General features: G+C 67.8%; 13 protein-coding genes and 4 pseudogenes. 11 read left to right on the forward strand and 6 right to left on the reverse strand.

The genetic code is table 11. The features are described from left to right. Window positions 1-84 precede the first annotated feature (84 nt). From ACFYY1_RS42340 to ACFYY1_RS42350, 3 genes and pseudogenes are all read left to right on the forward strand, one after another. Window positions 85-369 (forward strand): annotated as a pseudogene (locus ACFYY1_RS42340) (transposase); the annotation flags it as partial. Window positions 370-431: 62 nt separating this feature from the next. Continuing rightward, window positions 432-773, forward strand: a complete 342-nt coding sequence (locus ACFYY1_RS42345) for a hypothetical protein (RefSeq protein WP_388595376.1) — start codon at window positions 432-434, stop codon at window positions 771-773. Between the two features lie 451 nt (window positions 774-1224). Next, on the forward strand, window positions 1225-1437 hold the full coding sequence (locus ACFYY1_RS42350) for a hypothetical protein (RefSeq protein ID WP_388595378.1): 213 nt from the start codon (window positions 1225-1227) through the stop codon (window positions 1435-1437). Between the two features lie 210 nt (window positions 1438-1647). On the opposite strand, the gene ACFYY1_RS42355 is transcribed toward ACFYY1_RS42350, so the two are convergent. Then, entirely contained in the window at window positions 1648-2166 is a 519-nt protein-coding gene (locus ACFYY1_RS42355) for a WD40 repeat domain-containing protein (protein WP_388595379.1), read from the reverse strand. A gap of 324 nt (window positions 2167-2490) precedes the next feature. Between ACFYY1_RS42355 and ACFYY1_RS42360 the strand changes: the two genes are divergently transcribed. Next, entirely contained in the window at window positions 2491-3261 is a 771-nt protein-coding gene (locus tag ACFYY1_RS42360) for an IS6 family transposase (protein WP_388595381.1), read from the forward strand. Window positions 3262-3587: 326 nt separating this feature from the next. Then, a pseudogene (locus ACFYY1_RS42365) lies at window positions 3588-3882 on the forward strand (Tn3 family transposase); the annotation flags it as partial. Window positions 3883-3929: 47 nt separating this feature from the next. Here ACFYY1_RS42365 and map read toward each other — a convergent pair. Continuing rightward, window positions 3930-4712, reverse strand: a complete 783-nt coding sequence (gene map, locus ACFYY1_RS42370) for a type I methionyl aminopeptidase (RefSeq protein ID WP_388595382.1) — start codon at window positions 4710-4712, stop codon at window positions 3930-3932. Window positions 4713-4778: 66 nt separating this feature from the next. Here map and ACFYY1_RS42375 point away from each other — a divergent pair. Further along, window positions 4779-4937: pseudogene (locus ACFYY1_RS42375) on the forward strand (transcriptional regulator); the annotation flags it as partial. A gap of 248 nt (window positions 4938-5185) precedes the next feature. On the opposite strand, the gene ACFYY1_RS42380 reads toward ACFYY1_RS42375, so the two are convergent. The 3 genes and pseudogenes from ACFYY1_RS42380 to ACFYY1_RS42390 form a co-directional block, all read right to left on the reverse strand. Beyond that, window positions 5186-5509 carry a hypothetical protein gene (locus tag ACFYY1_RS42380; protein ID WP_388595384.1) on the reverse strand — a complete coding sequence of 108 codons (324 nt, stop codon included), beginning with the start codon at window positions 5507-5509 and terminating at the stop codon, window positions 5186-5188. 123 nt (window positions 5510-5632) lie between these two features. Beyond that, window positions 5633-6131 (reverse strand): annotated as a pseudogene (locus tag ACFYY1_RS42385) (cupin domain-containing protein). A 559-nt stretch (window positions 6132-6690) separates the two neighbouring features. Next, window positions 6691-7344 (reverse strand): helicase associated domain-containing protein, encoded by a 654-nt coding sequence (locus ACFYY1_RS42390; RefSeq protein ID WP_388595386.1) that lies wholly within the window; start codon window positions 7342-7344, stop codon window positions 6691-6693. Between the two features lie 148 nt (window positions 7345-7492). Between ACFYY1_RS42390 and ACFYY1_RS42395 the strand changes: the two genes are divergently transcribed. After that, window positions 7493-8083, forward strand: coding sequence for a hypothetical protein (locus ACFYY1_RS42395; RefSeq protein WP_388595387.1), 591 nt, complete (start codon window positions 7493-7495; stop codon window positions 8081-8083). A 753-nt stretch (window positions 8084-8836) separates the two neighbouring features. Here the strand turns inward: ACFYY1_RS42395 and ACFYY1_RS42400 are convergent. Next, window positions 8837-9433, reverse strand: a complete 597-nt coding sequence (locus ACFYY1_RS42400) for a TetR/AcrR family transcriptional regulator (RefSeq protein ID WP_388595389.1) — start codon at window positions 9431-9433, stop codon at window positions 8837-8839. A gap of 108 nt (window positions 9434-9541) precedes the next feature. On the opposite strand from ACFYY1_RS42400, the gene ACFYY1_RS42405 reads away from it, so the two are divergent. From ACFYY1_RS42405 to ACFYY1_RS42420, 4 genes are all read left to right on the forward strand, one after another. After that, window positions 9542-10465, forward strand: coding sequence for a TIGR03620 family F420-dependent LLM class oxidoreductase (locus ACFYY1_RS42405; protein ID WP_388595391.1), 924 nt, complete (start codon window positions 9542-9544; stop codon window positions 10463-10465). A 69-nt stretch (window positions 10466-10534) separates the two neighbouring features. Next, a complete protein-coding gene (locus tag ACFYY1_RS42410) occupies window positions 10535-10717 on the forward strand; it encodes a hypothetical protein (protein ID WP_388595393.1) in 183 nt (60 codons plus the stop codon). A gap of 1087 nt (window positions 10718-11804) precedes the next feature. Next, window positions 11805-12326, forward strand: a complete 522-nt coding sequence (locus ACFYY1_RS42415) for a ricin-type beta-trefoil lectin domain protein (protein ID WP_388595395.1) — start codon at window positions 11805-11807, stop codon at window positions 12324-12326. Window positions 12327-12540: 214 nt separating this feature from the next. Then, entirely contained in the window at window positions 12541-12792 is a 252-nt protein-coding gene (locus tag ACFYY1_RS42420) for a hypothetical protein (protein WP_388595397.1), read from the forward strand. Window positions 12793-13007: the final 215 nt, after the last annotated feature.

Below are 13007 nucleotides of genomic sequence, written 5' to 3' on the forward strand. Positions count from 1 at the left end.
AACAGGACTCTGAGGTCCGGGCATACTCAAAGGCTCGCCTCGCGCCCTGAAGGTCAGCTCCCGCCAACCTTCGCTTCCCATTAGGCATACTCCTCCCGCGCCAACCGGGCCTACCTTCGAAAGCGCGGGATCCGGTCCACGATCCCGGAGCCTGCCGACCAGGCCGCCCACCGCAAACGGCGCGGGAAGGCCGGTGGGCGGCCTCCCGTCTTCGACCGCGAGGACTACAAGGCCCGGCACGCGGTCGAGTGCGGAATCAATCGACTCAAGCGCAACCGGGCGGTCGCCACGCGGTTCGACAAGCTCGCCGTCAGCTTCGAAGCCACCGTCCTGATCGCCGCGATCGGCGAATGGCTGCGACCGGCTTGAGCTGTCGGTCCTTCATGCCATGCTGACCGCGAACAGGCCGACACGGTGAGGGGAAGGCAACGATGGGGGCTCAGTACTACGGCGCCGACAGTGAGAACGGCGACCGCATCGACGACCCCTCCGAGGACGCGCTGTTCATGATGATCAGCGACCTCGACGACTCCGACAACACGTTCGTGGTCGTCCAGCCTGATGAGGACGACCCTGTCTGGTTCGCCTCCGTGGCTGTCCTGGACGAAGGCGGTTACGAGATCGTCCACCGTGACACCACCCGCAACGAGCACGAGGTCACCACGGCGACCAGCATCAACGACATCGCCCGCGACCTCACCATCTGGATGGCCGCCCGCGACTTCCCCGGACGGCCAACCAGGCAAGTCAGCGAGTTTCAAAACACGGCCTAGCCGCCGCGACGATTGACAACACGGGATGGGTGGCATCGTGATCACGATGCCACCCATCCCGTCGGTGCAGCAGCACTTTCGTCGGGTGCTCCCGCGGCCCCGGCGGTGTTGCTGAAACTCGCCGAACGCCTTTGTGGCGGCGTCATAGCAATCAGCAGCAAACCGACCACCACACCACGCAAAAACGACAGTCACTCATCGGCATCCACTGTCAGAACCCAGCACCCCACACCACCAGCCCGGACACCCCACCAACCCACCGACAAAACGAAAACGATCACCAGAAATGGGGCGGGGGCTCTCCGACAACTGCGGCCGCTCCTGACCGGCCCGGCAGGCCTGCACCCGACAACACTGTCACCCGAATGGCCCAACATGACGTGCCACCCACATGGGTGAAGATCAAGCTGGTTAGTGCCCCAACCGAGGCAATCTGTGAAAGGCGAACCAAATGCGCATTCGACGAATCCTCGCCGCAGTCTTCGCCACGGCAGCCCTCGCCGGACTCGGCCTCACAGGCGCCGCCACCGCCACCGCCACCGCCGTCACCCCGGCCAGCGTCACCCCGGGTGAGTGCACGGACGGCGGCGGAACGATCGATCGGTCGACGCCCGTGCTCCCGACCTGCAGGGGCGGTATGTACGACGGGCAGACGGTCGACTAAACCCCCACTAGGACCCGTTGCGAAAGTGGTTCGGCGCCCCGCAGCCACGCGTTGCGGGGCGACTCCCTCGCGAGCGTTCTCCCTCGGCTGACGGCTCAACGTACCTGGGAGGCGTGACGATCTGGGGCGATTGACTCAGTCGGTGATCGTTCGTCGTGGAGGGACCGCTTCACTTTGGGCTGGCAATGACGGCAGCGGGGTGCGGCTCTTCTAATCAGTGCCCAGCTCGTCCAGCCGGAGCGCGCCATCGTGGGACCCGGTAGCGAGTACCGCGGTGCCGTCGGGGCGGAGGGCCGCCGCGGCGGCGCCTCCGGGATGGGGCGGTGCAAGTTCCTCGCCGGTGAGTGCGTTCCACTGGTGCACGGTCTCGTCCTCAGATGCCACGATCACACGGGGTGCGCCAGCGACCTTGGTGACGTGCCAGATAGTGGTGCTTTCGTTCCGGCCCAGGGACTGCCCGGTGTGCGCGTCCCAGCGGTGCAGCCCGTCCGGGTCGGACGTCGCCAGAATCAGCCGGCCGTCCGGCAGCGGCGCGAGGGCACCGTTGTGCACGAGCAGCCATTCGTCTGCCTCGAAGTCGACGACACGGAGACCGGAGACCGTATCCCAGCAGCGCAATTCACCGTCGCCCTCATGACCCGCCGTGAACAACAGCTCCCGCCCATCGTCCGGAAACCACCAGGCCAGGGGATGAGCGTAAGAGCGGTGGGCGTTGGCAATGCGGCGCATCTGGTCTCCTGGGCAAGGCAATGCCTGGATGGCAGTAAATGGTCGGGAGAATGCCGATCGAGTCGATCGTATCTTCGAATATGCAGCGGCTTCCCAGGCAACCCGCTGGGCCGCGCTGCCTGAGAAGCCGAGTGCTGGATCATTCGTGGGCGCGGTTGAGCTGCGCCATCAACTCCCGGTTGGCGGCTCGGGCGTCCAGGTGTTCACTTCGACGATCTGCTTTCGGACGAAGTCGGGGTACCCGGCTGAGGTGCTGTAGCAGCTGCGTCTCGTCGCTGTCATCGCAATGCCGGATCCCGTCAGCGGGCACTGTCACGTTGGCGAATGGCGTGGGAGAATCTTCGAGTTGATCATGGTGGAGGGGGATCGTCCGTGGGGAGCGCGTCGCCGTCGTACAAGCGGCACCGGTACCCGGCGGGGGTCGTCATCTCCCACTGCGTGTGGCTGTACTTCCGCTTCCCGCTCAGTTTCCGCGAGGTCGAGGAGCTGATGCTCGAGCGCGGCGTGATCGTCTCCCACGAGACCGTCCGGCGTTGGTGCGCGAAGTTCGGCCAGGCCTACGCCAACGGCCTGCGCCGCTGGCGACCCCGGCCCGGCGACAAGTGGCACCTGGACGAGGTCTTCATCAAAATCAACGGAGAGCAGAAGTACCTGTGGCGAGCCGTCGACGCCGACGGCAACGTGCTCGACATCCTGGTCCAGAACCGGCGGGACACTGCTGCGGCCAGGCGCTTCTTCCGCCGCCTGCTGAAGACGACCTGCTCGGTGCCGAGGGTAGTCGTCACGGACAAGCTGCGCTCCTACGGGGCGGCCCACCGCGAGGTGATGCCCTCGGTCGAACACCGTTCCCACAAGGGCCTGAACAACCGGGCCGAGAACAGCCACCAGCCCACCCGCCAGCGCGAACGCGCGATGAAGGGATTCCGCAGCATCGGTGGAGCACAGCGGTTCCTGTCCGCGTTCAGCGGCATCTCACCCCACTTCCGGCCCCGCCGCCACCTGATGACCGCCGCCCACTACCGCGCCGAGATGACCACCCGCTTCGGCATCTGGGACCAGATCGCCGGCGCTGCAAGCCGGCCCACCACGGCCTGACCCCAGGCCCGAAACGCAAGCCCACCACACCCCGACGCCCCATCAGACACTCACACACCCAACAACGTGACAGCGCCGTCCCTTTTCATCCGTACGCGGGCGGGGACGTTCACGTTCACTTGTACGCCGACACCGGGGCCAGTGTCGCGGAACTCCATGAGCAGTCGGTCGCCCTCCCTGGCCGTGCGGACCGTCAGGGTGCCGTCGTGGCCCGTGCTGCCGATGGCGGCCACCGCGTTGTTGATGAGGTTGGCCACCTCGGCCGTCGGCGCCCTGCGACCGCTGCTCGACCCGGACGTGGCCGGGCTCGACCAGGGCGACGAGGCCGCGGCCAGATCCGCCAGGCGTACCGCGAGGGCCAAGATGATCAGTTGGCAAGCCTGGGCCTGGTCCTCAACGCTGTCGTCCTGTGGAACCCCCGCTACCTGGATGCCGCCGTCGCCCAGCTCCGCACCGAGGGCCACGACATCAAGGACGAGGACAGTGGCCCGCCTCTCCCTGCTCAAGGACCGGCACATCAACTTCCTGGGCCGCTATCTGTTCAACATCAAGGCCAGCGGATCCGGTCAGGGCCTGCGCCCCTCCCGGGACCCAGAGGCTGTCGAGGACGACGAGGATTGACGGCGGCAGCGCACCCGGCCCGCTTGGCCACTCGTTACAGCGCCCTCTTATGGTCGTGCCTGCGTGGGCAGGGTGAGAATTTCGGCTCCGTTGTCGGTGATGGCGATGGTGTGCTCGCTGTGTGCGGTCCGGCAGCCCGTCGCGCTGCGCAGCGTCCAACCGTCGGCGTCGGTGACGAGCATGGCTGTGTCGGCCATGACCCAGGGCTCCAGGGCGAGCAGCAGGCCGGGGCGCAACTTGTATCCGCGGCCGGGCCGTCCGGTGTTCGCGACGTGCGGGTCCTGGTGCATGGTCGAGCCGATGCCATGGCCTCCGAACTCGGTGTTGATCGGGTAGCCCGCCTCACTGAGGACCGTGCCGATGGCGTGGGAGAGATCACCGATGCGCGCCCCAGGCTTGGCGGCGGCGATGCCGGCGGCGAGCGCCCGTTCGGTCGTCTCGATCATCGCGACGCTCTCCGCCGGCCTGGCCTTGCCCACCAGAAAGCTGATCGCGGCGTCCGCGGCCACCCCGCCCCTGGCGACCGCCAGGTCGAGGGTCAGCAGGTCCCCATCAGTCAGCGCGTAGTTGTGAGGCCGCCCGTGGAGCACTCCGTCGTTGACGGCCGTGCAGATGTAGTGACCGAACGGGCCGCGCCCGAAGGAAGGCGCGTAATCGACGTAGCAGGACTGCGCTCCTGCCTCAGTGATCATCTCCTTTGCCCACTGGTCGATGTCCAGCAGGTTCGTCCCGACCGTGCTGCGCTGCTTCAGTGTGTGCAGGATGTCTCCGACCAGAGCGCCGGTGTCCCTCGCCCGCTCAAGCCGCGCGGAGTTCAGGATCTCAATCATGGGGGACCTCTCATGTGTGTCCAATAACTATACCGGTCTAACTATACCGGTATTAGAATTGGGGGTATGGTCAGGTTGCCGCTCACCCCCGCCGAGGTAGAACGCGGACAGCGCCTTGGTGCCCTGCTCCGCCGAGCCCGGGGCTGCCGCTCGATGCTGGACATGACGCTCGCTTCGCGCATCTCGCCCGAGACCCTTCGGAAGATCGAATCCGGCCGTGTCAGTGCCGACCCGCTCCAGGGGCAGGGCCGAGGCTCGGCAAGGAGCCGCCCCGGCATCTGGCCACCCCCGCTCCGCACCCGTCCGACGGCATCCGGAAGGCCAGGTTGGACCAGGCCGTGGCGACAGTGACTGTGCTTGGTCGACAACTGCCCTACCCCGCGCACGCTGGTGAGGTGGCGAGAGGCAGAGGCCGGGTGCCGGCGATAGTCAATCAGGCCGGTCCACACATTGGTGCGAGGGGAGGGCGGCGGTCAGTGGCCGGCTGTCACCGGCTTCACCTCCTCGTCCTCCGATGCCGTCCCCATGGCGGCGCGGCGCTCGGCGGGGCGGTGGAGCAACAGGAGCAGGGCGGTGGCGAGGCCGGTCGAGGCGAAGATCGCGGTGGCCAGGAAACCCGCCCGGAAGCCGTCGTTGTGGCCGGACGCTTCGGAGCCGATGGTGAAGGCGAGGGCCACCCAGGAGGCGATCGCGATTCCCAGGGCAGCGCCGATCCGGAACACCGCGTTGTTGATGCCCGACACCAGGCCGGACTCCTCTGGCCGGGCGCCGGTCAGCGAGGCGATCGAGGCTGCCACTGAATCGCCTGAGCCTTGGTACGTTGATCCGTACTCGGCTTGCGCCGGGTGGCGCGGTCCGCTCCATACAGCGCGGCGTGGGGAGCAGGGCGCGCAGGTGGACCAAGGTGAGCGGTATCCGGGTTATCCGCGTGCGGCGTCCCAGACCGCGCTGGTCCCGAAGTAGGAGTCGTACAGTTCCTGGACTTCGAGAAGGCTCTCCGGCGGCACCTTGCCGTAGCGGATGCGTTCGAGATGGCGAAAGTATTCGAAGCGCTCGACTCCGGGCGTGATGATGACGAGCATGTCTGCGATCTCGCCGGGCGCGGCGGCAAAGGCATGCTGTGTGCCGGGCGGTACGACGACCATGTCTCCGCGCTCCGCGGTGACTACTTGATCGCCGGACAGCAGCTGGGCGGTGCCATCAAGGACGTAGAACATCTCGGCGGACTTGCCGTGGTGGTGCGGGCGGGCGCCGTTCGCGCCCTTGCCGAGGGTGACACGCATGCTGGAGAGTGCACTGCCCGTGGCGGGGCTGTCGAACGAGCAACTGGTTGGTCACCGGGCCACTCGCGCCTGTCAATTCGGCGTCAGCAGCGCGTACAACGACGGTCTCGTCGAAGTCTGGGATGAAGAGAGACATGCCTTGCTCCTGAAATGTTGATAACGCCGGAACGTACGTCATGCGCCAGGCTGCGGGCCACAGTGGCGTCTGACGGACAGTGATCACCAGCCGAACGGTCGAGAAGGGCGTGCCCCGGTTCCATGGCGGGCAGCGCCGTAAGACCCGGCTCAAACGCCAGCTCACAGCCGCCGCGATCGACGCCGCTACACCCTCACACCCCGCTCGCACGTGCCACCCGGCAACCGCACGACCCGGCACATCACGCTGCTGCCCCGAGAGATCCCTCCCAGCCACCCCGTAACCACCAGGGGCCCGCAGCCAGCTGTTCCGGAGGACCACCCGGTGCAGACCACCGTGCCGCCGGTTCCCCGCGGACGGATAGGACGCGCGGTCGAGCGCTGGCTCCGCGGGAAGCCACGACCCGACTACACCCGCTGGCCGAACTACTGAGCTTGTTCTTCACCCTTCTAGCTGCTGCGAGTGTTGCTCGTTAAAAAATGCGATGCGCACCGGCGGCATGCCGGTCAGGGGTCCGGAACTGGCGACCTCGCGTAATCGACTGATGCCTATTCCTTGGTCATTGAGACGCTGGTGTCACCGTGTGTGGTCGCCGGGGCATAGTGGCGCCAGGTTCCTCCTGCCTCGGCGGCGAGCTGGGCGGTGGTGTCGTCGTGGTAGCCGACTGCCGGGCCTCGGGCATCGCCCCGGCCGACGACCGCACGGGGCGGCCGGCCGCCCGGAGCTCCTCGTTCTCCCGCGCCCTGTGTGCTGCCGCCCTCGCGTTTTTTGCCCACACCCCGATCGGATGCGCGTCCCACACCGCGGTCGTCGGCGGGAGGAAGTGGCCGTGGGTGGCGGCGTACTGCTGGGCGACGGCGATCCCGTCCGCCCAGGCCGCGTCCTGCTCGGACCACACCATCCCGAGCTGCTCCAGCTCGACCACCCGCCCTGCTTCCAGGGGCCCGGCCGCGTACGAGCGGCGCTGGTCGGCGATCCACCGCCCGAGCGGATACCCGCCGACCCCGCCCCAGTCCTCGGGCGTGACGACCGTGTACGGCACCCGGAGCACGCCGTTTCCGTTCTCGCGCAGCCACCGGCCGGCCGCCTCGATGCCACACCGCCAGTAGGGCCCCTCCGGATCAATGACCCGCAGCCGTACGAACTGGGCCAGCACGGCGGCCGGGCCGCGTTCCTTTCCGAACCGCAGCACCCCGGCAGCCGCCCCGCTCACCCGCACCCCCGCCCCATTTCTCCGCCCTTCAGGATGTCCAAGGTGGAGTAGCTGGGCTGGGATCGGTGTGATGTCTCTTCGTGAGCTGGACGATCTCCCGCCAAATCTTGTAGCCAGGGTCTGGCTGCGGTGTGCGAAGGTGGCGCGCATGGGAAACTCGCGGGCGTATCCGGTCTTCCGTACCACCGATGCCGAGGAGGCCTGGACGCAGGCACTGCGCCTGAACGCTCTGCTGGAGGAGCGGGGCGACGAGGTGACCTTGATGGCCGATCTACTGACCGTGAAGGACGCGCAGCGGATGGCCGCGGCGCTGCCCGGTGCAGGATTCGACTACGCGGATGCCCGGATGGACCCGGCGACGGGTGACTTCCTGGATTTCGGCTTGGACATCGGCACCGCGGAGCACTCCGTGCTGGAGGCGGAACTCCCTCTGTCCGTCCTGCACTACGTCGCACCGGGCACCGCGGAGCGCCGGTTCGTGGCGGCGGTGGGCCGAGGTATCGCTTCGATCGGCTTGCACGGCAGGTGGCCCGACGATCCGGACACGGATTCGTACGGCATCTCGAAGTACGACGGCGTGGAGGTCCTCTTCAACTGCGACGACTTGAACTGGTCGCAGCGGACCGATCACCACACCGTGTTCGCGCACGTCGACAAGTGGGGCGATCTTCCACGAGCCAGAGGCCTCGCCGCTTTTCTCGACAGCACCGTGCTGGGGGAGGCCCAGCACGGTTGGTGAGGCGCTGGCTTCGGCAAAGCCGTCGCCGTCCCGCTCTGCCACCCGATCCGGGCCGACGCCGACCCCGAGGACGTCACCTACGCCGACAGCCGCGCCGCCCACGGCAACTTCCGCAACTGGGCCCGCCTCACCGCCCACACCCTCACCGCCCTCAACCACCCGGCCACCCGGATCGCGCCCGCCATCTCCAACTTGAGCAGGTGGTGCTCCCACGACTCGTTCAGGAGCTCATACGACCCCGGCCGTTCCGGGTCGTGACAGAAGAACCGGACCCCGTACCGGGAGACCTTCGGGTGCAGGCCCCAGGAACAGTGTGGGCAGGTGAGGGACCCGGGGATGGACCTTGTGGACCCGGCCCCGTTCCAGGCCGTGTCCGAGGCCGGGGAGGGGCGAGTCGAGGCGGCCCAGTTCAGGGTGCAGCGCGGTGAAAGGCATGAACCGTGTCCCCTGCCGATCCTGCATGCTTGCGGCGTATCTGACAGGACAGCAGATGTCAGGCACCACTGACAGAGTGCCTCCCACGGTCTGGTCCTCGCCGCCGCCCCATACGCCGACTGCGACGTTCTCGCCCGTCAGGCCGTCCGGGAGGAAGAGCGGCGCGCCGCAGCCTCCGCCGCCCTTCCTGGATGGGACGCGGCGGGCGGGGCAGTGACCTCAGCGCCGGCCGGGTATCTGGAGACTTGCGCGGGTGCTGCCCTCGGTGCCGACGTGAGCGGGGAGCGCCTGCCAGGGGTGCAGAGACCATCGCTGCGATCACTCGCTCTGAAGCGGTGTCCCGTACGTGGCATCAAGCACCAGAGTGAGCAGCCGGTCGGGCTGGTCCGCGTCGTGGCTGCGAGCTGTGGACAGCGCAATCCCGACGACCAGTTGGACCAGATCGTCGGCGGTCAGGTCGGCGCGTGCCGTTCCCCGACGCTGGGCCTGGGCAAGAAGATCGGCTGCCGCGTCCAGGATCAGCCGATGACAGTCGAGCCCCAGCGCGACGGGCTCTTCTTCAACCATCAACGTGCCCCCCAGCCCCTGGTTGCCCCTGGCATGGACGAGGAACGCGCGCAGCCATTGCGCCAGGGCGTCGTCGGCGGATTCCGAGGAGGACAGCACCCCGGCCAGCTCGCACAGCGTCTCGATCCGGTCCCTGAGAACTGCGGTCAGCAGGGCGGAGCGGTTCGGGAAGTGACGGTACAAAGTCCCCGGGCCGACGCCGGCTCGGCGGGCGACCTCGTTGAGAGACGCCTCCGGTCCGGCTTCAGCGAACACTTCCTGCGCCGTGGCGATGAGACGTTCCCGGTTGAGTCGCGCATCGGTACGCCGAGGCCGTCGCGCTGGGACGTGCCTGTGTGTGCCTGTCATCGTCCCGTCTTTCGGTCAAGTTCCGGGTAGTTAAGCGGAGCGCCTCTCCGTATAGTAGCGTCCGTCAAACGGAGAACCTCTCCGGAATACATGACATGAGGAGCGCGGATGACGGACAGCGAGCAACCCGAACTGGGACGAGTCGGGATCTGGACCTTCGCCTACGAGGGGCAGCCTGCCGGGCGGGTACGGGAATCGGCCGCGGAGATCGAGGAGTTGGGTTACGGATCCATCTGGTTCGGCGAGGCGTTCGGCCGCGACACGGTGGGCCAGGCATGGCTGTTGCTGTCGGCGACACAGCGCATCGTTGTCGCCTCCGGCATCGCTAACATCGCCTTCCGGGACCCGATCGCTACCGCTACCGCGACACGTGCGCTGGGCGAGGCGTTCCCCGGACGCTACGTACTCGGCCTGGGCGGACATCGCGTCGACGACACCGCCCATGAACTGGACGGCTATCCCGTACCCGCCCGCGGCAGAGCGGTGACCACCATGCGCGCCTACCTGCAGGCCATGGACGCAGTACCCGCCCACGGTCCCATACCGGACCCGACTCCGCGCCGCGTATTGGCCGCCCTCGGCCCGAAGATGCTCCAACTAGCTACCGAACTCACTTGGGGCGCGCACACCTACTTCGTGTCCACCAAGCACACCGAACACGCCCGCAAGATCATGGGACCGAACGCCTTCCTTGCTGTGGAACAGGCCGTAGTACTCGACACCGACCAGAGCCGCGCCCGCCAAGTAGCCACAGCACACGTCGCCGGCTACCTCTCGGCACCGCATCAGGAAGCGAACGTTCGACGACTCGGCTTCAACGACGAGGACATCGTCGGCGGACCAAGCCGTCGACTGGTCGATGCGATCGTCGCCCATGGGGAAGTGGAAGTAATCCGCCGACGCGTTCAGGAGCACCACGATGCAGGAGCAGACCACGTCTGTCTGCAAGTGCTCACCGCCGACACCACCTCTCTGCCCGAGCACGAATGGCGCGAACTCGCCGCTGCTCTCCTGCCCCACCCCACAGCATGAGATCCATGGAGTGATCACCAAGATCACCCGGCCGCCGATCGAAAGGTCGTCACCATCGAAGTCCACTCGGTGTCGGCCGGCAGCAACCGGGCGAAGGGCGACAAGGACCCGGGGAACTGGCGCCCGCCGCTGCAGTCGTACTGGTGTACCTACAGCCGCGCCTGGATCAGCGTGAAGGCCACCTACCAGCTCACCGCCAACCCCGCCGAGGCCGCAGCCCTGTCCGAGATGCTCGACACCTGCACCGTCTGATCCCGCCGGCCGGCACATCAGGCAGCGCCGGCTGGGAGCCCGGCCCGGTGAACCGTACCTGAGCACCGGACGACACCGTCCGAACCTTGATCCGCCGCGGGGGAGGAGAGACAGGACACCCTGCCCCGACCCTCTTCCTCCGCGGCGCCCCAACCTCTGCCCGAGACCCATGCGCCCTCGGAATCGACGGGCCTCGGCCTCGCCCCCACGGCTTGCGCAGGGAATCGGCCACATGACGGGAGGTTGAGGGGCGTCATGCCCGGCTGATAGCCGCATCGGTCACCGGCCAGCCGCCGCGCAGGCCGTGCGGGGACGGACTGTTCACCAGAGGGCGCCCCGGGGATGCCGCGGCCGCAGGCCACCGCCGGCCGGGGTGGAGGCGCTGGAACCGGTCAGGCGGCGACCTCGTACTTCACGACGGTGTTGGAGCAGCCGGCGGCGAGCTTTTCCAGTGCGGCCCGTTCCTTGTCGTCCGGACAGCTTCCAGCGCAGTTTCGTGGCGACCCAGGTCGCGGCGTAGGTGCAGTGGTAGGAGGTGTCCGAGGGGCTCTCGCCCTGCACGACGACGTTGCCGTCGGCCGTGGGAGGGTTCCGCCGGCCTGGACGTGGTTCTGGACGAGGCGGTAGCAGCGCTGCTGCCACCCGGTGCCAGGCCGGGCATCACCCCGGATCGACTGCGTCCAGCTCATCCTGCCGTGCTTCGGTCATCGCGAGGGACGGGGCGGCCAGCCGCACGGTGCCAGGGGAACGGGAGGATGCCACCCACCTCAACTGTTCGAACTGCAGGGCGAGTCCACACCCGCCATGTGCAGGTTCGCCAGCGGGCCTGCACAGGCCGGAACGGCCCGCCCGGGGCGCGAAGCCGCCCACCCTCCCTGTCACGACGGTCGACGGCACTGCTCTGCAGAAGGCGTCACCGAGAGCTGCCTGTGACTCCCACGGGCGGGTGATCATCTTCGCTCTAACGGAGCCTGTCTGGAGCTATCCGCTACCGGCGGCCGAACCGGGGCATCCAGGATGCGTGGGCACCGACTACTGGTCTCGTGACGGTGCTCTCGCTTCCCCATCAACGATTGGGATTGTGCTCATGGCTTCGCTCCTCTCTCCTCGCTGTCTCGGCTCCGTCACTGGCGCGGCGCTGCTGCTCGCCCTCGGCGCGGGTGTGCCGTCCTCCGTAGCGGCTCCCGCGTCCCGGGCTGCCCATGAGGTGTGCCTGGACGCGGGCAACACCCGCAACAACGGTGATCAGGTACGCCTCTGGAAGTGCGCCGGCCACAAGAACCAGCGGTTCGTGATCGCCAATGGGCAGATCAAGGTCGAAGACACGATCGGTACCGGCAAGGAGATGTGCCTGGACGCCGGTGACACCCGCAACAACGGTGACCGCGTACGCATCTGGCAGTGCGTCAACCACACCAACCAGAAGTGGGTCGTCCGCAACGCGCAGATCGTGCTCGCCGACACGATGGGCAAGAGCCGGGAGATGTGCCTGGACGCCGGTGACACCCGCAACAACGGTGACCGCGTCCGCATCTGGCAGTGCGTCGACCACACCAACCAGAAGTGGGTCATCCAGCAGGGCTACATCAAGGTCGCGGACACGATCTGACCGGACCCTCAGCCGCCTCGGCCCTGGCCACCCTTCCCAGGACCGAGGCCCGGTGGGCAGTCTGGTGCTCCCTGCCCCCGCCAGATTCCATCCCGGAGCGGAGGCGACCCGGCGTCGTGGAGGCAGACGGTGCACACCGCCGTAGAAGCGGCTCGCTGCGCGGGAACCCGGCGGCCAGCGGGGTCGGTGATGTGCTGCCCGTACGATGACCGGCGTGACCGTCCGCCGTGCCCTTGGCTCCGGCCCCCAGGCTCCCGCGCCCAACATCCGCGCCGCCCAGGCCGACCTCCTCGACGCTCTCCCCGGAGAGCGCCTGTCCGACCTCGACGACCTGCGAGCCCGAGGCGTGCTCGGGTCGCGCCCGGCGGCGCCGCCGTCCCCGCGGCGGATCCTCGGAACCGGCGGCGACGCCACCGGGAGGCACTCCGCGACATCGACGGAGCGAGAATCGCTGCCATCCGAATAGCGGCATCGAACAGATCTGTGTTCGCGGTGCGGGGGGTACAGCGGTTCTGGGGCGTCAGGCGCCTGAAGCTGGAGTCTCGCAAGGCGGGGACGCAACCCTAGTGATCCCCGACTCTGTCAAGGAGTGATCAAACCGACCCCAGGTCGCCCTGCCACGCGACAGGCTCACCATCGTGCCTCGCCTCTTCCAGCGCCGCCCTACGCCCCAGGGGCGCG

The organism is Streptomyces sp. NPDC001890, from assembly GCF_042891445.1.
Taxonomy (GTDB): Bacteria; Actinomycetota; Actinomycetes; order Streptomycetales; family Streptomycetaceae; genus Streptomyces.

Bases quoted from the DNA above. Each gene is read 5' to 3' on its own strand.
- ACFYY1_RS42345 (WP_388595376.1), top strand. From the start codon at position 432: ATGGGGGCTCAGTACTACGGCGCCGACAGTGAGAACGGCGACCGCATC.
- ACFYY1_RS42350 (WP_388595378.1), top strand. From the start codon at position 1,225: ATGCGCATTCGACGAATCCTCGCCGCAGTCTTCGCCACGGCAGCCCTC.
- ACFYY1_RS42355 (WP_388595379.1), bottom strand. From the start codon at position 2,166: ATGCGCCGCATTGCCAACGCCCACCGCTCTTACGCTCATCCCCTGGCC.
- ACFYY1_RS42360 (WP_388595381.1), top strand. From the start codon at position 2,491: ATGGCGTGGGAGAATCTTCGAGTTGATCATGGTGGAGGGGGATCGTCC.
- map (WP_388595382.1), bottom strand. From the start codon at position 4,712: ATGATTGAGATCCTGAACTCCGCGCGGCTTGAGCGGGCGAGGGACACC.
- ACFYY1_RS42395 (WP_388595387.1), top strand. From the start codon at position 7,493: ATGGGAAACTCGCGGGCGTATCCGGTCTTCCGTACCACCGATGCCGAG.
- ACFYY1_RS42400 (WP_388595389.1), bottom strand. From the start codon at position 9,433: ATGACAGGCACACACAGGCACGTCCCAGCGCGACGGCCTCGGCGTACC.
- ACFYY1_RS42405 (WP_388595391.1), top strand. From the start codon at position 9,542: ATGACGGACAGCGAGCAACCCGAACTGGGACGAGTCGGGATCTGGACC.
- ACFYY1_RS42415 (WP_388595395.1), top strand. From the start codon at position 11,805: ATGGCTTCGCTCCTCTCTCCTCGCTGTCTCGGCTCCGTCACTGGCGCG.